The sequence below is a fragment of the Deltaproteobacteria bacterium genome, assembly GCA_016709225.1.
In the GTDB taxonomy this organism is placed as follows: domain Bacteria; phylum Myxococcota_A; class Polyangia; order Nannocystales; family Nannocystaceae; genus Xiheibacterium; species Xiheibacterium phototrophicum.
This window is the reverse complement of sequence record JADJEE010000012.1, coordinates 2,971,341-2,991,880: the sequence shown is the minus strand read 5'-3', so window position 1 is coordinate 2,991,880 and position 20,540 is coordinate 2,971,341. Positions and strand designations below refer to the sequence as shown.

Here is a 20,540-nt window from a genome sequence, read left to right as displayed (position 1 = left end):
GCGTCGCGACGACCGCAACGCGATCGACCATCGTGGCAGACCCGCCCTCACCACGCGCCGCTGCAGCGGCGCGCGTTCGGGCTATTTTGCGCCCCATGACCGCGTCCATGCAACGAACCTCCGTGCTCGCTGCGCTCACCCTCGCAGCGGCCTGCCGGCCGGACGCGAACACCAAGCCACCCCGAACGGGGACCACCGAGTCCCCGCGTCGCACCCAACCCGACCTCGAATCACTCGCCGACATCGTCGAGGGTCGCAACGCCACCGCACCGTCACTGCAGGACGGGATGCCCGCGTGGGTCACCGAGGCATTCGCGATCGGCTCGCTGCCACCGGACGTCGGCGAGATGCGTTCGGCGATCGGCGCCTGGCGATCGCTCGCGAACGACGCGGCGATCACTACCCGCCTGGCGGTCGCGGCCCGCCTCGGCCGCCTCGCGATCGCCGTCGAGCGCGCCGGTGATGCGGCGCTCGCCGATCCCGAGCTGCTGCTGTCGCTCACGCAGCTCTACGCGACGCTCGACGTGCCGCAGCTGCTCGATCCGCGGGGCTTGTTCGGCTCGCTCATCACCGCCGCGGCGACCTCGTTCGCGCGACAGACCCAGGAGGAGCAGCGGGCCGCGGAGCTGTACGCGTGGCTGCCGGCGGCGCTCGGTCGCGTGCCGGCGCTGCACCGTCACATGCTCGCGCGGGTGATGCGACAGCACGTGGCCGGCAACGCAGCCACCGACGCCGAGGTCGCCGAGCTGCTCGAGGGCCTCGCGGCGCTCGAGCCCCCCGAGCAGGGCAACCCCGTGCGCCTGCGTCGTGCCGCCCTCGAGCTGCGCGGCGACGATGCGCCCGCGACCTCGCACCGCGAGCTGGCCTCGGCGTGCTTCGTTGCGCTCGATCTACCGTGTGGCGACGCCGAGCTGGCGATCGCGCAGCGGATGACGCCCTCACCGGATGCGAAGGCCGTCACGCGCACCAAGGAGATCGAGGCCGAGCGCGCGCTGGCCGTGCGCGCGCTCGAGCTCGCGACCCAGCGGGGCTTCGACGATCGCATGACCCGCGCGAAGCTGGCGGTCTCGCTCGGGCGCGTGCGCGAAGGCGCAGAGATGTTCGCAGCGCTGCGACGCGATCACCCCGACGACGCACGCCTGCTCGCGGGGCAGATCGACGCCCAGCTGCGGGTCGACTACGACTTCCAGCGCGCCTACCAGACCTTGGCGGCGGCGCCGGCCGAGCTTCAGCACCGCGATGCCGCGTCGCTGGAGCTGTTCGCGGGCGTCCGCTGCGTGCACATCTTCTACGCCGTGTTGCCGGCCTCCCGCGGCGCCAGCATCGACGCCATGGTGGCAGCGGCCCTACCGACGCTGGTGCCGCTGCGTCGCGATGTCGCCGAACTCGCCGCGCTCGGGGTCGAGAAGGGCGTGGTGCTGGAGTTCGCGCTCGCGCTCGGCGACGAACTGCTGCCGCTGCTGCAGCGCGGCGACCAGGCCGGCATGATCGCGATCGCACGGGGCCTCTTGCCGCGCGTGGTCGAGCTGCGCAAGCGGGTGCCGCAGAGCGTGCACGCCTACGATCTCATGCTGGCAGCGGTGCAGTTCTCGACCGACACCGCGGCGGTCGAGGCCGCGCTCGCGGCCCCGCTGCCGGCCGGGGCCGACGACAAGCTACGCCTGCGATCGGTGATGACGCGCCTGGTGATCGCCGTCGCGCTCGACCGGCGCGACGCGGTGGCGCCACTGGTCGCCGAGATCAAGGCCTGGCCGGCCGAGACCCCCGGCGCCACCCGGGCGCTGGCGCTCGCGCGGGCCGAGGCCGTGAACGCGCGCTTGCTCGGCACGCTCGAAGCGCTCGCGAACGCGATCGAACGTCAGCAGCAGGCGCTGCCCGAACAACCGCAGGCGGAGCACGTCACCGATCTCTGCAACGTCGCGACGCTGCTGCTCGACGCCGGCGAGCCCGCGACCGCCAACGAGGTGCTCGCGATGGCGCAGCAGCTGGCGCCGGACGACGCGTTCGTGCTCTTGATCCGCGCCGTCGCAGCGGGCGATCGCAACGCGCTCGAGCTGCTGTCGAGCAATGGCGAGTCCCAGGTCGCCATCGCGGCCTCTTCCTGGCTCGAGCGCACCGAGACCAACGCCGCGAAGCGCAAGCAGTGGGTGCAGCGTCGCAAGCAGGCCGAGCGCAGCAACCCCCTGCGCGCGCGCGTGCTACCCACCGAGCTCGGCGTCGGTGCGTCGGCCGAGCTGAACCTCGGGGTCGGCTACTCGACATCGCGCGGGCTCGAGCTGCAGCTCGCCGCTGCGCCCACGCCCCGCGTGCTGCCGCGGCCGCCGGCGGCCGCCAAGCCCACCCGCGACGCGGCCGCCAAGCGACGCTAGTACCTCGACACAGCGATTGTGATGGGTCAGAACGCCGTCATGGCCGCGACTCCGCAAGGCGCCGTGCCGCCGGAATACCGGGCGTATTTCAAGGTGCGGCAACGCAGCGAGGCGCGGTCAGGGCGGTGTTCTGGCCCGTCACAATCGCTGTGTCGAGGTACTAGCGGCACAGGGGTCACGCGAGCAGCGGGGTCACGCCGCGACGCGCCTCGCTCCCGGCAACGCGGCGACGCGCGGTGCTGTCGCTCGCTCGATTCCATGCTACCGATGCCGCGATGACGAGCGGCTACCCTGCGTCCCTCTCGCGCGTGTCGTACCGACGCTCGTGCGTGCAGACCACGACCGTGCTCGCGGCCTTGTTCGCCTGCCAGCCGTCGCGCGGCACCACCGTGCCGCCCGCCCCCGACGATGCCGTCGTGACGACACCGGGCACCGCGACCATCGACGGCGCCCGCATGCACGCGCTGCTCACCGAGCTCTCCGCCGACGACATGCAAGGTCGCTACACGCTCGCGCCCGCGATCGAGCGCGCCGTCGAGCTGCTTCGTGGCCGCTACCAGGCCGCGGGTCTGAAGCCCGTCGGCAACGACTTCCGCACGCCGTACACCGTCGTCACCGGCGCCGCGCTCACGCGGCCGCTCGAGCTGGTGGTGCGGCGCCGTGGTAAGGCGGTGTCGATCGCGAAGGACGCCGTGGTCGCGCGCAACACCGGCACCGGCGGCACCGCCGACGCCGAGGTGGTGTTCGTGGGCTACGCCATGCGCTCGCGGGCCGAGGGTGACGAGCCCGCCGACTACGACGACCTCGCCGGCATCGACGTGCGCGGCAAGGTCGCGCTGATGCTGACCGAGGCCCCAGGCCGCCCCGAGCTCGACGAGCTGCTGCCGGCACTGCGCGCCCACGTCGAGGCCTTCGAAGCCCGCATGCAGCCGCTGCGACAGGCCAACGACACCGCCGGCATGAAGCGGGAGCAGGCCGCAGTGCGCAAGGCACTGCTGCGCGTGATGTCGCCGTTCCTGCACCGCGACGCCTCGCGCGAGATCCTCACCACGCCACCGGACGACCCTGCCGCGGCGCTCGACGGTGCGACACTGTTCGATCTGCTACAGCGCGTGCGCAGCAGCGAGGAGCTCGCGGGTCCGGTGTTCGACCCCCGCGACATCCGGACCTCGCGCAAGCTGCAGCGCCTGGTCGACGCCGGCGCGGTCGGGGTCATCGTGGTCAAGGGCCCGCGCACCTTCGTCGACGCGGCCGCGCGTGAGGCCGACCGTCTGCCGGAGCTGGCCGGGGAGCGCGTCCGCGACGTGCTCGCGATCCCGGTGGTGCAGATGCGGTGGCACGAGGTCGAGCGCGTGTTCGGGCCTGCGGGCCTCCACCTCGCCGCGGTACAGCAGCAGATCGACGAGAAGCACGCGCCGCGCTCCCGCGCGCTCGCGGGGGTCACCGCGCACCTCGACGTCGCGCTGGCGTCGGTCACCCAGGAGGCGCCCAACGTGCTGGCGCAGATCGAGGGCGGCGACCTGGCGCACGAGATCGTGCTGGTCGGCGCACACTTCGATCACATCGGCCAGGTCGGCAGCGGTCACTGCCGTGGCATCACCAAGCCCGACGGCACCCACGACGACATCTGCAACGGCGCCGACGACAACGGCAGCGGTACCGCGGCGATCGTCGAGATGGCGCAGGCGATCCAGGACGCCGGCATCCACCCCCGACGCACGCTGGTGTTCGCGAACTTCTCGGGCGAGGAGATCGGGCTGTTCGGCAGCGACGCGCTGTCGGAGCACCCGCCACAGGTCCCGCCCTTCGCCGACGGCAAGATCGTCGCGATGATCAACCTGGACATGATCGGGCGCCTCGGCGACAAGGGCCTCGCGATCGGCGGCCTGTCGTCGAGCTCCGCGTGGCTACCGTTGCTCGGCGAGCTCGGCGATCGCGGCATGAAGCTGGTGCTCGACCGCGCGATCACCAGCCGCAGCGACCACGCGAGCTTCTACGGCCAGCAGATCCCGGTGTTGTTCTTCTTCACCGGCGTGCATGCCGACTACCACGCGCCGGGCGACGAGATCGGCGGCATCGCCAAGGACGGCATGGTGACGATCGCTCAGCTCGCGTGCGACCTCGTGGTGCGCCTGGCCGACGGCACCGCGATCCCGTTCACGCCGCCGGCGAACGACGCCGAGGGTCTGGTCGGTGCGCTGCCGGGCGACAACCCCAACACCTTGGTGCAGCTGGGCGCGCCCGCAGCCGCGGCACCGCACTAGTACCTCGACACAGGGATTGTGATGGGTCAGAACGCCGTCATGGCCGCGACTCCGCAAGGCGCCGTGCCGCCGGAATACCGGGCGTATTTCAAGGTGCGGCAACGCAGCGAGGCGCGGTCAGGGCGGTGTTATGGCCCGTCACAATCCCTGTGTCGAGGTACTAGCCCCGGCCGCGTTCATCCCGACGCGGGCCACATGCACTGCGGCACCTCGCCGTCGATGCAGCGAGAGCCCGAAGGGCACGACATGATCTGCGGCACGCACTGCAACACGCAGCGTCCCTCGCCGTCGCACACGACCGGCACGTTGCCGCCGCCGCCGGCAGGACAGTCCGCGTCTTCGCGGCAAGGCGGCACGCAGACCGACCAGCCGCCGGCCGCATCGTCGCGGCGGCGGCAGTCGGCGCCGTCGCAGCCCTCGATCGGATCGTCGCACGCGGCATAGGAGACCGGCACGGACGCCGACGTGCTGGCATCGGCGTCGCTGGCGGCGTCGCCCTCAGCCGCTTGCCCGGTGCACGCGACCAGTACGAGCAGCAGTGCTGCATACGAATGACTCGACACGGGATCAGCGTACCGCGATCGGCGTGCGCTCATCGAGCCACGACGAGCATCGGTAGAAATGCCGATTTTGCAGCGCCACCGTCTTTTCGAGCTGCGCGACGACGATCGCAGTCGCATCCTCGCGAAACCATGCACGCATCGAATTCCACTTCAGCGCTCCTGTTCTTCGCGTCGCTCTCGGTCGCCCTGCCTGCCTGCTCCGAGGACGGCGAAAGCGAGTCGCGGGTTCGCGTCGCGTTCGACGAGGTCTTCGTCGAAGCCGAGGCCGACTCGGAGGCGATTCACGCCGAGCTCATGCGTCCGGGACAGGACGCGCCGCTGGCGGAGTTGGACGTGCGGGGCCGCGAGGGCGGCTACTTCGTGATCGACGGCGGCCTGCCGCGGCGCGTCGGTCCACGGATGGCGCTGAACGGCCCCGAAGACGTCACGCCCACCGACTGGGCGTTCCGCCTGTTCACGCTGTGGACCGCACACACGCAGGCGCCAGATCCTGGTCCGGCGACCTTCTCGGAGTCCGAACGCAAGTGCGTGACACTCGAGAAGGTGCCGCCGGTCACTTCGGGCAGCTCGATCTGCTACCGCTACAACGAGATCTGCTGCAAGCCGGCGTTCCCCGACTGTGAGCCGGGCTGGTACGGGCTCTACACGCAGGAGTCGGAGGTCGTCCGCGAGTTCTACAACTGCTATCCCGGCGACGAGGGCGGCGGCGGTGATGGTGGTCCCAGCGGGTGTGGCTGCAGCGGGTACTGCGGCAACAGCTGCTGCGAGTGATCCCGACGGCGGTGGCGGTGTGCCGACGCCGCTGCATCAGCCCGGCAGCCACACGCCGAGCTCGAGCCCGAGTGTGAGCTCGAGCCCGCCCACGCGCGAGACGTCGCGAACGCTCGCGCCCGCGCGCTCGCGGACCCGCACGACGCCGCCGTCGCGCGTGGGCATGCCGCTGCCCGCCAGCTCGATCGCCGGGCCGATGACGAGCGAGCGCCCCCGCTCGAACCGATGGCGCCAGCGCGGCGACAGCCGCACCGCGCCACCGAGCAGCGGTGCCTTGCTGCGCTGCTCACCCAACGGAACCGCCGCACCATCGCGGACCAGCCACCACGGCTCGACGCGCAGCAGTGCCAGGCTGGCCAGCTCGAACGCACCGCGGCGGAGCACGTAGCCGGCCCCCACCGCGATCGCGACGCGCGTCGTGCTCCACCCGCGTCGTCGCAGACCACCAGGATGGACCGCGACTGCGAAGCTGGCACCGCGACGCAGTCGCAACGCCCACGTCAGCTGTCCGCCGACGGCCGCGAGCCCCGCGGGCGCCGGCGGGCCGGCGCCGATCACCGCGTCGCCGGCCAGCGCGAGGCCCCACTCGAAGCGCGGCGGGATCGCTGGCGCGGCGCTCGGGCGTGCGGGCTCGCGGGGCGGCGGTGGTGCGACCGGCTGCAGGGACTCGGGCAGCGGCACGTCGTGTTCGTCGGGCGCGACGGTGTCCTCTTCGATCGCGGCCAGCAGGTTCGCGACGTTGGTCGCGATCTCCCGGGTTCGTTCGTGCTCGGGCCCGAGGATCTCGCGCAGGTAGCCGCGACCGTCGGTCAACGTCACGCGGATCCGTGCTCGCTCCGCAGTGGCTTCGATCTGCTGCAGATAGGCGAACAGCTCGCCCGACCGCAGCGGCCGCACGCGATCCGATCGCGTCACGCCGCGGTCGGCCAGGCGCAGGCGCAAGCCGGCCTCGATCGCAGCCAGCTCGGGCATCGCCGCGTCGATCACCACTGCGTTGACGCGACCCCTGGACGCGGCGGTGCTCACCGGCGGGTCGGCGCGTCGTTCGTCGGGGGCTTCGGGCCCACGCAGGCCGATCGCGACGATGAGGAGGGACAGGATCAACGGCGGAGCTGATCTAATCGCAGCCCCGATCGCCACGCCAGCTCAATCGGGCACGCACACGCCTTCGACCCAGCTACACGCGACGTTCTCCGCGCAGCCGGGCATCTCGAGGCCATAGCACGTGGGGCAGTCTTGCGCCTCGCAGTGCCCGGTCGCCATCTCACCCAGCCACGCGCATGCCGGCGTCGACAGGCAGTCCTCGTAGCCGACCTCCATGCACGTCCACGTCACGCACGCAGCCTCGCCCGGCAGCCACTGGCAGACCGGCACCGCGGGGCATGCATCACCATCGAACGCACCGCACCACGCCGCGAGGTCCCCGTGGCAGATGTCGGGGAAGCAACCGAGGCCGTCGTCGAAGTCGCACGCCGGATCGGCCTCGCAGGTGTCGGGGTTGTCGGCGGCCAGGCAAGCGTCCAGGCCGTCGACCGGTACGCCGCCGCTGCTGCTGCTGCCGTCGCTGCCCTGCGAGGTCGAGCCCACGCCGCCGGTGGTCTCGCCGCTGCTCGAGCCCGCGAGGGTCGTCGCGCTCGCGTCGGTGTCGGTTGCTGACGCGCTGCCGCCGGTGGTCGATCCGCTCTGCGACCCCTCGCCGCCGCTGGCGGACGGCGTGCCCGCGCTGGTCTCGCTGCCGACCGCACCGGTGCTCGAGCCGCCGTCACCCACGAGGAAGTCGGCGGTGCACGCGGTCGCCAGCACGCAGGCGCCGGCGAGGGCTCGCCACGCGGCCGCGATCATGGCGACTCTCCCAGCTCGCGCGCCGCCTTCTCGCGATACGAGCCCTTGGGGAAGTCGTCGAGGTACGCGCGCCAGCAGCTCTGCGCGTCCGAGCTCGCGCGGCGGCACAGACCCGCGCGGGCATCGTCGGCGAAGCGTCCGTGGGCGAAGCGCTCGAGGTAGGCCCTCCACAACGACTCCTCGCGCTTGGAATCGCCGCGACGCCGCGCGAGCGTGAACAGATCGCCATACGCGAGATCGGCCAGGCGCGAGCTACCGGCCAAGGCGATGAGCGCCTCGAACTTCTGCTCGGCGGTGCCGAGGTCGCCCGCACGCCAGGCCGCATGGGCCTCGCCGTCGAGCGCTGCGAGCCGCTCGGCGAGGCTGGGCTCGGCGCTCTCGGGGCGCAGCGCGACCTTGGGCCGTCGTGAGGGGTTCGGCTCCGGCCGCGTGCGACTCGGCTCGACCGGGGCCGCGGCGAGCTCGGGCGCGGGCACCTTCGCGTCCTCGAGCTCCGGCGCGGCCGGGCGCTCGCGTCGAGGTGCGCGCGTGGTCGCCTCGGGCGTGTCGTCGATGACGGCCTGCTCCTGCGGCACCGAGCTGCGATCGCCTTGGTGCAGCGCCGCATCGCCGTCGGTGCGCATTCGGGTCTGCACGTACTGGACCCCTTCGAGCACACCGACACCGACGAGCACCGCGGCTGCGAGTGCGACCACGCCGACCAGCCCACGCCGCCAGCGCGACGGCGGGGGCTCAGGTGTCGCCGCGGCGGGGGCCCGCGGGCCGGCGGGCACGCCGTGCATGCGCAGCGCAGCGTCGAGCTCCGCGTCGGCACGCACGTCCGCCACGATCGCTGCGAAGGCCTCGTCGTCGCGCGTCACCCGACGGGCACGTCGCTGCTGATCGAGCGAGACCACCGGCTCGGCCAGCTCGGCCTCGCGCACGAGCTCGCGGGGGAACTGCTCCGGATCGAGCGCATGGGCGCGCGCCAGCACGGCGGCGAAGTCCCATGGCACGTTGGCGCCGGCGAGCTCGCGATCCACCGTCGTGGTCACGCCGCCCAGCAGGTCCGCGAACTCGGGGTCGGGACCGCCATCGAGCTCCGGATCCATCTCGGCCCACAGCGTGTCGTCGTCGGGGCGGCTCATGACGCGCCCTCCTCCGGCATCGGCGTGAGCCAGCCGAGGCGCTCGAGCTCGGCGCGCAGTCGCTGGCGCGCGCGAGTGGCCCGCACCGCGAGGTTGCCGGGCGAGATGCCGAGCTGTGCGGCGGCCTCGGCGGGCGCGAGCCCCTCGAGGTCGCGCAGCACGAAGGCTTCGCGCAGGTGCTCGGGCATGTCGGCGAGCAGTGCATAGACCACGCGCGCTCGCTCGCGGGCGAGGTGGGCGCGATCGACATCGACGACCGGCGCCGCCTCGCGCACGGTATTGATCGCCCGCAGACGATCGTGGGCGGTCTGCGTGCTCGACTGCGACCGCCAGTGGTTGCGCACGACGTTGACCGCGATGCCGTGCAGCCACGTCGAGAACGACGAACGTTGATCGAAGTCCCGCAGCGACACCAACGCGCGCGCGAAGACCTCCTGCACCAGGTCCTCGACCGCAGCCCGCTCGCCGGCGAGGTAACGGACGTGGCGGAACACTGGCTCGAAGAAGAGCTGGTACAGCCGCGCCCACGCGTCCGTGCGACCTGCCCGCGCCGACTCGACCAACGCCACCACCTCGTCGCCGGCGGGGCGACGATGCGCAATGGGCTGGGGCTCGGTGTGGATGCGCGGCACGCCTGGTCGACCTCTCGCATTGGGTCGCGCGAGCGACCCGCCGATTACGTGGGGCCGCACACGCGAGGACGGAACATCGTGGCAGAGCCCGAGCGCCCGCGGAATCCCTGCGAATTCCCGCCCGCGGCGGCGCTGCGCACACGTGGGCACCCACGGCACAGCCGCGCCGTCGCTCCTACGGCAAGCGCCTCCCCTGCGCCGCCCTGATAGACTGGTCCGGCACGATTCGCGCGCGATGTCGGCCGCCTCTCCAAGCGCCCACGCGGGCTGCCCGAGCGAAGAACAGCTGGGCGAGTTCCTCGCCGGGGACGCGAGCGACGAGGTGCGGGAGCAGGTCGAGCAGCACATCGATCGCTGCGCCCGCTGTGCGCAGACGGTGGCGTTGTTCGGCGGTGCGTTCAGCGACCGCCCAGCCAAGGCCTCGGCACCGTCGCCCTCGCTGCTGCACTCGGAGAACGCCACACAGACCCAGCGCGACGGTGACGAGCCCTCGGTCGGGCGCGAGCCCCCGCGCATCGGCTCGCGCTTCGCCGATCGCTACGAGATCCGCGCGTGCGTCGGCTTCGGTGCCGGCGGCACGGTCTACGCCGCCTACGATCCGGAGCTCGATCGACGCATCGCGCTCAAGCTCCTGCGTGTGGCCGGCGGCCGCCGCGAGGCCAAGCGCTGGAATCGTGAGGCCAAGATCATGGCCCGCGTGGTCCACCCCAACGTCGTCGCGGTGCACGACGTCGGCGAGCGCGACGGCCAGGTCTTCATCGCCGCGGAGTTCGTCGATGGCAGCACGCTCGACGCCTGGCGGCGCACGCAAGCTCGCAGCTGGCGCGAGATCCTCGACGCGTACGTCGCCGCCGGCCGCGGGCTGGCGGCGATCCACGCCTGTGGCCTCGTCCATCGCGACTTCAAGCCCCACAACGTGTTGGTCGGCCGTGACGGTCGCGTGTGCGTGACCGACTTCGGCCTCGCGCAGCTGCAGGACGACCGCGGCCACGACGAGTCGGGGCAGATCGACGTCACCGCACCGATGCCCGCGGCGGCGCCCTGGCAAACCCACGCCTCGCTGACGCGCACCGGCACGGTGGTCGGGACGCCCGCGTACATGGCCCCCGAGCAGTGGCGCGGCGAGATCGTCGACGCGCGGGCCGATCAGTTCGCGTTCGCGGTCGCGTTGTTCGAGGCGTTGTTCGACCAACGACCGTGGGCCGGCCGGACCCCGGCCGAGCTCGCCGCAGCGGTCGCGGAAGCGAAGGTCACGATCCCCACCGGTCGCGAGGTGCCCCGCTGGCTCACCCGCGCGCTGATGCCCGCGCTCGCGCGCGAGGCCGACGCGCGCTACGCCGACATGAACGCGCTGCTCGAGGCGTTGGTCGAGACGCCGCGTCGCGCACGACATCGCATCTCGGTCGGCGCGGTCGCGATCGGCATCGGCGCGGTCGCGGCCGGCGGCTGGGCCCTGGGCCGCACCAACGCGGTGCGTCACTGCGACGGCGACGGCGGCATCGAGCAGGCCTGGGGTGACCCCGGTCGCGCCGCGCTGCGCGAGCACTGGGCAGCCCTGCCCGCCGACGTCTTCGATGCCACCGCCGGGCGCGTCGACGACTGGATCACGCGCTGGTACGCCGCCCGCGAGCCGCTGTGCCGCGGCGAGACCATCGACGCCACCACCGGCACGTTACAGCTGCGGTGCTTCGACCGCCGGGCATCGGAACTGAGCGCGGCGCTCGCGGTTGCGCGCGAGCTCCCGCCCGACGACGCGCTCGAGCTCGATCTGCTCGCCGGCGTCGAAGACCCCGAGAGCTGCAACGACGGCGCACGACTGGCCGCGATCGCACCGGTGTACGGCTCCGTGGCCTCGCACGTCCTCGCGCTACAGCTCGGCCCCGAGCTCGATCGCTGCGAAGCGCTGCGCTACGCCGGACGGCACGACGAGGCCCTCGCGCTCGCGCTGGCCGTGCTCGCGCGCGCGGAGATCGACGGCGATCATGCCGTGCGGGCGCCCGCGCTGCTCGAGCTGGGACGGGTGTGGTCGCAGCGCAAGGAGGCCAAGCTCGCCGAGGACGCACTGCGAAAGGCGGTGTGGGCGGCCGAGGCCAGCGGACATGTCGAGGCCGCCGCGGACGCGTGGGCCGAGCTCGTCAACGTGCTCGGGGTGATCGACGAGCGGCCCGAGCCCGCGCTCGAGGCCAGCGAGCGCGCGGACGCGGCGCTGTTCCGGCTGCACGATCCTTCGCGTGATCTCTCGCTGCGTTCGCATCGCGCGGTGGTCGAGAGCGTGCGCGGCCGCTACGAGATCGCATTCGCGTTGCAGCGCGACGTGCTCGCCCACGCCGAGGAGATGCTCGGCGACAAGGCGGCGCGTCAGATGCCGCGCATCCACCTCAACATCGCGGCGGTCGTCAGTCACCTCGGCCGCTTCGACGAGGCCGTCGAGCACGCGCGCATCGGCATCGCGCTGCAGGAGCAGCTGTATCCGTGGCCGCACGGCACCACCGCCGAGATGTACAACTCGCTGGGCGCGATCGAGATCCAGCGCGGCAACCTCGACGCCGGCCGCGAAGCCCTGGAGCACGCGCGAGCGATCGCGGTCGCGCGACTGCCCGAGGACAACCCCACGATCATCACGATCGACAGCAACCTCGCCGGCGTCGCGCTGCAACAGGGGCGCCTCGACGACGCGATCGCCGCCTACCAGCACACGCTCGCGATGTACCGCAGCCGCTACGGCGACACCCACCCGGACGTCGCGCTCGCGATGCACAACCTCGCGCACGTGTTGGACCAGAAGGGCCAACGTGACGACGCCATCACGCTGTACCGCCAGGCCTTGGCACTGCGCCTCGAGGTCAGCGGCGACAGCCACCCCGGCACTGCCAACACCATGCACAACCTCGGGCACCTGCTGATCCAGACCGGCGACCCTGGCCAGCTGGAAGAGGGCATCGCGCTGCTCGAGAAGGCACTGCTGCTGCGCGAGCAGGCCCACGTCGATCCCTGGCGTCGGGCCTCGACCGGCTGGGCGCTCACCAAGGCCTACGACGCGCACCACGAGCCCGAGCGCGCGCGCGCAGCGGCCGAGCGCGCGCGCTCGCTGCTCGGCGAGACACCTGCGGCGCAGCACCGTGACTTTGCCGCCAAGCTCGATGCTTGGCTCGCGACGCATCCCGCCGGCTGACGACGGCAGCAAAGTTGAAGTACCCTCGGCGGCCGATGACGGGAGAGCTTGGGTGAGCAGCGACGAATTCTACCAACGGCTGTTCGAGAACAACCGCGACTGGGTGCGACGCAAGCTCGAGGTCGGCGACGACTACTTCGAGCGGCTTGCGCAGGGACAGGCCCCCGAGGTGCTGTACATCGGCTGTTCCGACAGCCGCGTGACCGCCGAGGAGCTGATGGGCGCCGAGCCGGGGCAGGTGTTCGTCCACCGCAACATCGCCAACGTGGTGTCCAACAGCGACTTGAACGTGCTGAGCGTCATCGAGTTCGCCGTGAGCCACCTCGGCGTCAAGCACATCATCGTCTGCGGTCACTACGAGTGCGGCGGCGTGCGGGCGGCGATGCAGCCGCGTGACCTCGGCCTGCTGAACCCCTGGCTCCGCAACATCCGCGACGTCTACCGCATGCACCACGACGAGCTGTCGGCAATCTCCGACGAGAGCGCGCGCTACCGTCGGCTCATCGAGCTCAACGTCGAAGAGCAGTGCGTCAACGTCATCAAGACCGCGGCGGTGCAGCGCACGTACCTCGCCAGGGGCTACCCGATCGTCCACGGCTGCGTGGTCGACCTCGCGACCGGCTTGCTCAAGGACCTCGACATCGATTTCGACGCCAAGCTGGAGCGCATCCGGCACGTGTACGATCTCGGCGCGAGCTGAGCGGCCGCCGCTACACGAGGTTGCCGAGCACCGTCACATCGCGACCCAGCTGGGTCGCGATGGCGACCGCCGTGCGCACGCCATCGAGCGCCGCGCTCATGATGCCGCCGGCGTAGCCGGCCCCCTCGGCGCAGGGATACAGGCCGCGATGCCGGGGCGACTGGCCCTCGGCATCGCGCACGATGCGAACCGGGCAGCTGGTGCGGCTCTCGAGTGCGACCGCGATGCCCTCGCCGCCGGCGAAGCCGCGCATGCGCGAGCCCACCCGCGCCATCGCCTCGCGCAGCGGCCGAGCGAGCTCGCCGAGCACCGCGTCGAGCTCGACCGGCACGACCCCGCGTGGGTAGCTGCAGCGGGGCAGCTCGCGGGATGCCCGCTTGGCCACGAAGTCGTCGATGCGCTGCGCCGGCGCCACGAAGCCGCCGCCGCCGGCCACGAACGCGCGCTGCTCGAGTCGACGCTGCAGCTCCACGCCCGCCAGCGGATCCGCCGGCGAGAGTCCGTGCGCGACGAGGGTCTCCGCACCGACCTCGACCACGAAGCCGCTGTTGGCGTAGCGGCCGCGACGCGACGATGGACTCCAGCCATTGACGACCTGCTCGCCCGGCGCGGTCGCGGCCGGCACGATGAAGCCGCCGGGACACATGCAGAACGAGAACACGCCCACGGCACCAGCGCGCTCGACCAAGCGGTACGACGCCGACCCGAGCGCGGGATGACCCGCCAATGCCCCGTACTGCAGGCGATCGATGAGCGGCTGGGGATGCTCGACGCGCACACCGAGCGCGAACGGCTTGAACTCGAGCACGACGCCGGCTTCGGCGCAGAACTGCTGGACATCGCGCGCCGAGTGACCGGGCGCCAACACCACCGCGCGCGCATCGAGGGCAGTGCCATCACCAAGCGTGAGGCCGACGACCGCACCGCCGCGCTGCCGCAGCGCCGCCGCGCGGTGCTCGAAGCAGAAGCGAACCCCCGCGTCCTCGAGCTCGGCCCGCATCGCGCCGATGACCGCCGGCAAGCGGTTGGTGCCGATGTGCGGCCGCGCGTCGACGACGATCTCCGGCGGCGCGCCCCAGCGCACCAGCGCGCGCAGGATCGCCGCGACCTCACCGCGCTTGTCGGCCCGCGTGTACAGCTTGCCGTCCGAGAACGTACCCGCGCCACCCTCGCCGAAGCAGTAGTTGCTGTCGGGATCGACGACGCCGCGCTGCGTCAACGCTGCGAGATCGTGTCGGCGCGCCCGCACCGGCTTGCCGCGCTCGAGCACCACCGAGGCAATGCCGAGTCGAGTCAGCGCCCACGCGCAGAACATGCCCGCCGGGCCCGCACCCACGATGATCACTTCGGGCTCGCCGTGGACGTTCGGCAGCGCGGGGCTGTCGAGCTCGACCGCCCGCGGCGGATCGCCGTGGCACACGATTGCGACCCGCAGCTGCAGCCGGACCTTGCCGTGGCGCGCGTCGATGGCCTTGCGCAGCACCACCACCTCGCGCACCTCCGACTCGCGCAGCTTCGCGGCCCGTGCGGCCTCACGGCGCAGCACCGCCGCATCGAGCAATGCGTCGGGGTGCACCTGCAGGTCGACGGCGCTACGATCGCTCACGGCCGCTGCCGGAGTATCACGACCGCGAGCGCACCGGCGGCGGTGCCCAACACCGGGATGCGGCGCACCGGCCGGAGCCACCACAGCCCGGGGAAGATGCGCAGCAGCATCGACCCGGCGGCCGCGCCGACGTACCGCCCGCGCTCGCCCTCGATCTCGATCTCGAGCTTGCGGGATGACACGCCCTCGTCGGCGACGAACTGCAGCCGCTCGCCGAGGTCCCACAGCCGCAGCAGCGCGGCATGCCGCACGCTGGTCTCGTCGGGGTTGTGGTGGACGACGTACGCGCGGCCAGGCTTGCGCCAACGCAGGCGATCGATGGGCGCCAGCAGGGCTGCGGCCCAGCGTCGCTTGCGACGGGGGCGTCCGTGCTCACCGGGCGACGCCGGCCGCGACATCACGTAGCGGAACGCGCGACCGACCTCGTCGCCCGACGGCCACGCGAAGTAGGCCGCCATCATGACCTCGGCGAAGGTGCCGACGTTCATGCCGAGGTCGATGCCGATGTGCATCAAGAAGCCCCAGATGAGCCACGTGCGTCGCCCCAACAACCAGTGGAAGACCACCTTCGAGGCGATCGGTCGGTTGCGAACGGTGAAGTAGACCGCCACGCACAGCACACAGACGAGTGCCGACGCCGCGCCGAAGAACACCGGGAACGCCTCATGGGGCACCACCGGGAAGTACTGCGGCGGGATGTAGTAGTAGGCGCCCCAGCCCGCGATCGGTGCGCCGCAGGCAAACGCCGCGGTGATCAGCGCATACGAACTCCACCGACGCCACGCGGGTGCGCTCGGCCAGCTGCCGTCACGCCGCTCGCGCTCGAAGCAGTTGACCGCCATGCCCACGAGCACCATCGGGAACAGCAGCTCCCAGAAGCGCACGAACACCGTCACCACCGGCAGCACGCCGATGAACTGCATGAACGTCGCGACGTAGATCTGCTGGGGGAAGCGATAGAAGTGGTCGAGGCACAGCGAGAAGTAGAGCGCGGTGCCGTCGATCCACGTGCCGCCGCTCTTGAGCAGGCCGGTCGCGCTGTAGATGATCGCCAGCTGCAGCATCATCAGGCGCTGCGGCCACGCCGGGATCCGTCGCAGCGCGGGCAGCTCGCTCGCGCCGCCCAGGATCAGCTTGCGATGCCGACGCCACGCGTCGATCGAGTAGGCCTCGCCCCACCGGCAGAACATGCCGAGGAACAGGAACACCCGCACCACGGTGTCGCCGCCGGTGTAGAAGAGCGGACTGTAGCGATAGATCTGCTCGACCAGGATCCACGACAACACGGTGCTCGTGCGGGTCCAGATGCCCAGCGTCATGGTCGTGATCGACAGCAGCATCAGGGCGTAGAGGCCGTAGACGAACTGCGGATCGGAGCGGACGTGGAGGATCGTGAACTTCCCCCAGATCGCCGGGAAGATGTCCCACCAGTGCTGGAACCCGTGCTCGGGATCCCACAGCGTGGTCATCTTCCCGCCGTAGTTCTTGCGGGCCATCTTGGTCAGCCACATGCCCTCGTCCGTGAACAAGAAGCGGGCATCACGGGCCAGATCGGAGAAGGTCCACAGCACCACCAAGCCGAAGGCGATGCGCATGACGGCGGCCGGCCGCGGATCGAGCCGGTCGAACAACATGCGCTTCCACAGCTCGGGGCGCACCACGAAGAATGCGATGACGAGCGCGATCGCGGCCAGCGACAGCGAGGTCGCCTGGCCGAGGTGGGCGCTGACGTCGACGTCCTTGTCGTCGAGCAGGGCGATGATCGTGCCGAGCATCACTCCTTCGCTCCTTCGACCTCGCCGACCGCCTCGGGCACGCTGGCGTCGTCGTCGGCTCGCGCGCGTTCCATGCGTTCGTCACGCTCGGCTTGCCGCTGCTTGGCCTGCTGCAGATCCCACCAGGTGCGGACGCTGACATCGCGGAAGCGACCCGTGTTCGCCGGCGGCAGTTCGAGCCGCTCGCGGATCTCGTTGGGCAGCTGGCCGTGGTACGAGGTCGAGCAGCGGATGCTCTCTTCCTCGCGCTGGTTCAGGTGCAGCTTCATGGGGTCGTAGCCCATGTAGGGGTAGACCTTCTGTGGCGGCGGCACCTGCGTCCACATCTTCACGAACTGGATCTCGTCGGGGGACTCGCCGTCGTGGGTCATCTCCCAGTCGCGGCAGACCCACGCGGCGTAGTGCCGGCGATAGCCCTTCTCTTCGATCAACCGCCGGTTGATCTTGCCCATGCGCGAGTAGAACAGATACGGGTACTCGCGGCGGCCGTACATGTCGTGGGCCATGTCCCAGACCTCGCCGTCCTTGTCCTTCACCAGCACCTTCATGAACATGTTGCTGCGGTGAGGGTTGGGCGCGAACATGGCCCAGCTCTGGGTGTTGCCGGTCGCCCGCATGTAGTTCGACGCCTGCAGCTTCTCGTTGAAGAAGGTGTGCAGGTCGCGGGACAGCCCCTTGCCGGGTAGGTTGTGCACGAGCAGCACGAGCGCGTGGTAGCCCACCGCGAGCGACATCACGAGCAGCACCAGCGGCCGGTAGGCCCAACGCTTCGCGGGGTCGTCGTCGTCGCGGCGCGCGCGGTGCAGCAGCCCCTGCGCGAGCGACCCCGCGGTGGCATCGGCGGCCGGGGCTTGCGATTCGGGCGTCACAGCGTTCTCCCCCGCCACGGTATCGCGTTCGGCGTCCGGCGTGTCCGCCATCAGCTGTTCTCCTCGTCGCCCTCGGGCTCTTCCTGTGCGGCCTCGATCTTCTTCTCGAGGTCGTCGGCCTGTCGCTCGCGTTGCTGGCGTTCCATGCGGGCGCGTCGTTCTTCGGTCGACTCGGGCTCACGGCCGAAGTCGGTGCGGTTGTCCCAGGTCTTGCGACGGCTGTCGTACTGGCGCTGTCGCTTGGCCTGCTCCTGCGCGTCGGCCTCGCGATCGGCCTCGGTAATCGGCAACTCGTAGCGCTCCTTCATGTACAGCGGCAGCGCGCCACTCTTGCCACATGGATGGGTCTGCACGTGGGTCTCCTTCACGTTCAGCGCCCGCGGATCGTAGGGCTGCCCCGTGATCGCACCCGACACGTCGCGGCGGCCCTTGAAGCGCTTGGGCTGCCACACGTTGACCACCTCGGGCGTAGGGATGCGCGTGGTGATCGACCAGATCTCGATCTCCTTGGGCGTCTCACCGGTGCGTAGCGCCCACTCGCGGCACTGGAAGTCGACCCAGTAGCGCAGGTACCACTTGCCCTTGCCGACCATGCGCCGCTGCATCTTGCGCATGCGATCGTTCCAGATCCACGGGTTGGGCCGGTACTCGAACGAGTTGTTGCGCAGGTCCCAGCGATCGCCGTCGTCCTCGACCACCACGGTCTTCATGAACTGGTTGCTGCGCGGGGGGTTGGGCGCGAACATCTCCCAGCTCTGCGAGGTCGCGCTGACCGACAGCCACGAGCCGAACACGGTCTTCGCCGGCGAGCGCCAGGTGTTGAACACGCCGAAGGGCGGGAACAGGTGCAGCCCGACCGCGCCGGTGTGGAAGCAGAATGCGAACAGCGCCAGCGCGCGCCCGGGTGCGCCGTAGGCCAGCGCCGGCGGCTCCTTGGCAGCGGCCAGCTCGGCGCCGCGCGGTCGCAGGAATCGCAGCAGCACCGCGGCCAGCACGATGGTGCCGAGCCACCACTTGGTCGCGCTGCCGATCCACGGCTCCTTGCCCACGCGGGCGTAGATCAGATACGCACCGACCAAGCCGAACAGCAGCACCAGCAGATCGGGGAAGCGGCGGCCCTTGGGCACCACGCGCGCCGGATCCTCGGCGGGGATGAACGCGCGCTCGGGCGGCGCGAGGCGGGCCAGTCGCAGCCGCGTCCGGAGCAGGCCCGGTCGTCGCAGCCACGCGGCCCAGCGCCCGAACATGCGCGCGTACTCGTCGCCCGTCACGAACGCGGCGTACGTCATCAGCATGATGAACGGGAACATGCCGATGTTCATGAACAGGATCAGGAAGCCGTGGAAGAAGAAGCCCAGCGTCAGCCACAGCCGACGCCCGAGCAGCCAGCGGCGCAGGCTCTCGTTGCTGATGCGGATCTCCGGCAGCCGCAGCCACGCGAAGCGACGCGTCAGCGGGCCGAGGCTGCGGCCGCCGCGGAACAGCACCAGCGGCCAGCGGCGCAGCACGTACCACACCACCACGAACGCCGGCACCGCCACGCCCATCGCCATGTGCAGCTTGAACAGCGGGCGCGTCGGGTCCTGCGGCGTGTCGTTCACCATCGACAGGCAGAACGGCAGCGTGATGTACACGACCCAGTACGCGATGCCGTAGCCGGTGGCGAGCAACGCCCGGCCGAGCCACAGCCGCGGCCCCTGGCTCTGCCGCTGCCACCATGCGTCGTGCTGGTGCTTCAGCCCGAAGCGCAGGATCTCGCCGACGATGAGCAGCGGGAACAGCCGCTCCCACCAGTGCGTGACCCACGTGTTCAGCCGGAAGAGGTTGGTCGCGAACACCGAAGAGACCGCCTGGGTGATGCCCTCGAAGCGGTAGAAGTGGTCCATGTTGAGCGCGTAGTAGAGCGCGTCACCCTTGGCCCACACGTCACCGGTCTTGACGCTGCCGGTCGAGCAGTACAGCCCCGCGAGCTGCAGCATGAACAGCCACCGCGGCCACGCCGGAATCAGGCGATAGATGGGCTCGCGCTTGCGGCCATCGGGTGCGAGGGCCTCGGGATCGTCCGGGTCCTGCAGGCGCCCTTGCTTGCGCAGCCTTCGACAGCGCCACCAGTTGTCGAAGCTCCATGCGTGGCCGGTCTTCGCGAACAACAGGATCAGCCAGAAGCACCGATAGACGGTGTCGGTGCCCTCCCAGTACAGCGCGTTGCGGTTGTACACGCTGCTCATCAGCAACCACGCGACCACACCGCTCACGCGCGTGGCAACGCCGAGGCCGAACAGCGCGCACGCGCCGAACAGCGCCATCATGTGCCACACCACGAACTCGGGGCTGCCGTGCATGTACAGGAACGACGGCTTGTTCCACAGGAAGCAGACCACCGCCCACAGATCGAAGAAGCCCTCTTCGGGGTTCCAGCCGCGCAGCGCCGAGCGCCCCATGCGATCTTCGGCATAGGCGAGGTCGAAGATGCCCTCGTCGCTCCACAACATCCGCCAGTACGGCGCGAGGTTGAGGAAGCAGACGATGGTCATGATCGCGAAGCCGATGCGCAGCACCGCGAAGGTCCGTGGGTCCTCGAGCGCCAGCAGCGAGCGGCGAACCGAGTCGGCGCGCGTCCACGCCCACGCCACCATCACGGCGGCGAACGCGAAGAACAGCCACCCCACCTGCACCCCGAACTCGGGCGGCACGGTCGGATAGCGCGCCTTGTCGTCGAGCAGGGCGACCAGCAGCATCGAGGCCATCGATAGGCTTCGACACTAACACGGGGGGGCCTCCGCAACCCCGCGGCACGCCGCAAACCGTGCGCAATGCATCGCGCGCACGCTCGCCCGTGAGCGGACGCAC

Annotated in this window: 14 protein-coding genes; 5 read left to right on the top strand and 9 right to left on the bottom strand. The window is 71.0% G+C overall.

Translation table 11 applies throughout. The annotated features are described in order from the left end of the window. Window positions 1–107: 107 nt before the first annotated feature. Together IPH07_37425 and IPH07_37420 are read left to right on the top strand one after the other, a co-directional pair. Window positions 108–2,369, top strand: coding sequence for a hypothetical protein (locus IPH07_37425; protein ID MBK6923130.1), 2,262 nt, complete (start codon window positions 108–110; stop codon window positions 2,367–2,369). A 275-nt stretch (window positions 2,370–2,644) separates the two neighbouring features. Further along, window positions 2,645–4,633, top strand: coding sequence for a M20/M25/M40 family metallo-hydrolase (locus tag IPH07_37420; protein MBK6923129.1), 1,989 nt, complete (start codon window positions 2,645–2,647; stop codon window positions 4,631–4,633). A 176-nt stretch (window positions 4,634–4,809) separates the two neighbouring features. On the opposite strand, the gene IPH07_37415 is transcribed toward IPH07_37420, so the two are convergent. Then, window positions 4,810–5,196 (bottom strand): hypothetical protein, encoded by a 387-nt coding sequence (locus tag IPH07_37415; GenBank protein ID MBK6923128.1) that lies wholly within the window; start codon window positions 5,194–5,196, stop codon window positions 4,810–4,812. Between the two features lie 129 nt (window positions 5,197–5,325). On the opposite strand from IPH07_37415, the gene IPH07_37410 reads away from it, so the two are divergent. Next, a complete protein-coding gene (locus IPH07_37410) occupies window positions 5,326–5,967 on the top strand; it encodes a hypothetical protein (GenBank protein ID MBK6923127.1) in 642 nt (213 codons plus the stop codon). A 36-nt stretch (window positions 5,968–6,003) separates the two neighbouring features. Here IPH07_37410 and IPH07_37405 read toward each other — a convergent pair whose 3' ends face one another. From IPH07_37405 to IPH07_37390, 4 genes are read right to left on the bottom strand one after another with little or no spacing between them, the layout of a single operon-like run. Continuing rightward, entirely contained in the window at window positions 6,004–7,071 is a 1,068-nt protein-coding gene (locus tag IPH07_37405) for a hypothetical protein (protein ID MBK6923126.1), read from the bottom strand. Window positions 7,072–7,113: 42 nt separating this feature from the next. After that, a complete protein-coding gene (locus IPH07_37400) occupies window positions 7,114–7,809 on the bottom strand; it encodes a hypothetical protein (GenBank protein MBK6923125.1) in 696 nt (231 codons plus the stop codon). Further along, entirely contained in the window at window positions 7,806–8,936 is a 1,131-nt protein-coding gene (locus IPH07_37395) for a hypothetical protein (protein ID MBK6923124.1), read from the bottom strand. The genes IPH07_37400 and IPH07_37395 overlap by 4 nt, the downstream gene beginning before the upstream one ends. Further along, window positions 8,933–9,568, bottom strand: a complete 636-nt coding sequence (locus tag IPH07_37390; GenBank protein MBK6923123.1) for an RNA polymerase sigma factor — start codon at window positions 9,566–9,568, stop codon at window positions 8,933–8,935. The genes IPH07_37395 and IPH07_37390 overlap by 4 nt, the downstream gene beginning before the upstream one ends. Before the next feature lie 235 nt (window positions 9,569–9,803). Here IPH07_37390 and IPH07_37385 point away from each other — a divergent pair, with 235 nt between their 5' ends. Both IPH07_37385 and IPH07_37380 read left to right on the top strand, forming a co-directional pair. Further along, window positions 9,804–12,740, top strand: coding sequence for a tetratricopeptide repeat protein (locus IPH07_37385; protein MBK6923122.1), 2,937 nt, complete (start codon window positions 9,804–9,806; stop codon window positions 12,738–12,740). Further along, window positions 12,709–13,440, top strand: a complete 732-nt coding sequence (locus IPH07_37380) for a carbonic anhydrase (GenBank protein ID MBK6923121.1) — start codon at window positions 12,709–12,711, stop codon at window positions 13,438–13,440. Before IPH07_37385 ends, IPH07_37380 begins: the two co-directional genes overlap by 32 nt. A gap of 10 nt (window positions 13,441–13,450) precedes the next feature. Here the strand turns inward: IPH07_37380 and IPH07_37375 are convergent, their stop codons facing one another. From IPH07_37375 to IPH07_37360, 4 genes are read right to left on the bottom strand one after another with little or no spacing between them, the layout of a single operon-like run. Beyond that, window positions 13,451–15,046 carry an FAD-dependent monooxygenase gene (locus tag IPH07_37375; GenBank protein MBK6923120.1) on the bottom strand — a complete coding sequence of 532 codons (1,596 nt, stop codon included), beginning with the start codon at window positions 15,044–15,046 and terminating at the stop codon, window positions 13,451–13,453. Then, the gene (locus tag IPH07_37370) at window positions 15,043–16,821 is read right to left on the bottom strand and encodes an HTTM domain-containing protein (GenBank protein MBK6923119.1); all 1,779 of its coding nucleotides are present in this window, start codon (window positions 16,819–16,821) and stop codon (window positions 15,043–15,045) included. The genes IPH07_37375 and IPH07_37370 overlap by 4 nt, the downstream gene beginning before the upstream one ends. After that, on the bottom strand, window positions 16,821–17,741 hold the full coding sequence (locus IPH07_37365; GenBank protein MBK6923118.1) for a hypothetical protein: 921 nt from the start codon (window positions 17,739–17,741) through the stop codon (window positions 16,821–16,823). The genes IPH07_37370 and IPH07_37365 overlap by 1 nt, the downstream gene beginning before the upstream one ends. Further along, window positions 17,741–20,428: a hypothetical protein gene (locus tag IPH07_37360; GenBank protein MBK6923117.1), complete on the bottom strand. Its 2,688-nt coding sequence runs from the start codon at window positions 20,426–20,428 to the stop codon at window positions 17,741–17,743. Before IPH07_37360 ends, IPH07_37365 begins: the two co-directional genes overlap by 1 nt. Window positions 20,429–20,540 lie beyond the last annotated feature (112 nt).

Excerpts from the sequence above, each read along its gene's own strand:
- IPH07_37425 (MBK6923130.1), top strand. The coding sequence starts at position 108 with ATGCAACGAACCTCCGTGCTCGCTGCGCTCACCCTCGCAGCGGCCTGC.
- IPH07_37420 (MBK6923129.1), top strand. The coding sequence starts at position 2,645 with ATGACGAGCGGCTACCCTGCGTCCCTCTCGCGCGTGTCGTACCGACGC.
- IPH07_37410 (MBK6923127.1), top strand. The coding sequence starts at position 5,326 with ATGCACGCATCGAATTCCACTTCAGCGCTCCTGTTCTTCGCGTCGCTC.
- IPH07_37400 (MBK6923125.1), bottom strand. The coding sequence starts at position 7,809 with ATGATCGCGGCCGCGTGGCGAGCCCTCGCCGGCGCCTGCGTGCTGGCG.
- IPH07_37395 (MBK6923124.1), bottom strand. The coding sequence starts at position 8,936 with ATGAGCCGCCCCGACGACGACACGCTGTGGGCCGAGATGGATCCGGAG.
- IPH07_37385 (MBK6923122.1), top strand. The coding sequence starts at position 9,804 with ATGTCGGCCGCCTCTCCAAGCGCCCACGCGGGCTGCCCGAGCGAAGAA.
- IPH07_37380 (MBK6923121.1), top strand. The coding sequence starts at position 12,709 with ATGCTTGGCTCGCGACGCATCCCGCCGGCTGACGACGGCAGCAAAGTT.
- IPH07_37370 (MBK6923119.1), bottom strand. The coding sequence starts at position 16,821 with ATGCTCGGCACGATCATCGCCCTGCTCGACGACAAGGACGTCGACGTC.
- IPH07_37365 (MBK6923118.1), bottom strand. The coding sequence starts at position 17,741 with ATGGCGGACACGCCGGACGCCGAACGCGATACCGTGGCGGGGGAGAAC.
- IPH07_37360 (MBK6923117.1), bottom strand. The coding sequence starts at position 20,428 with ATGCTGCTGGTCGCCCTGCTCGACGACAAGGCGCGCTATCCGACCGTG.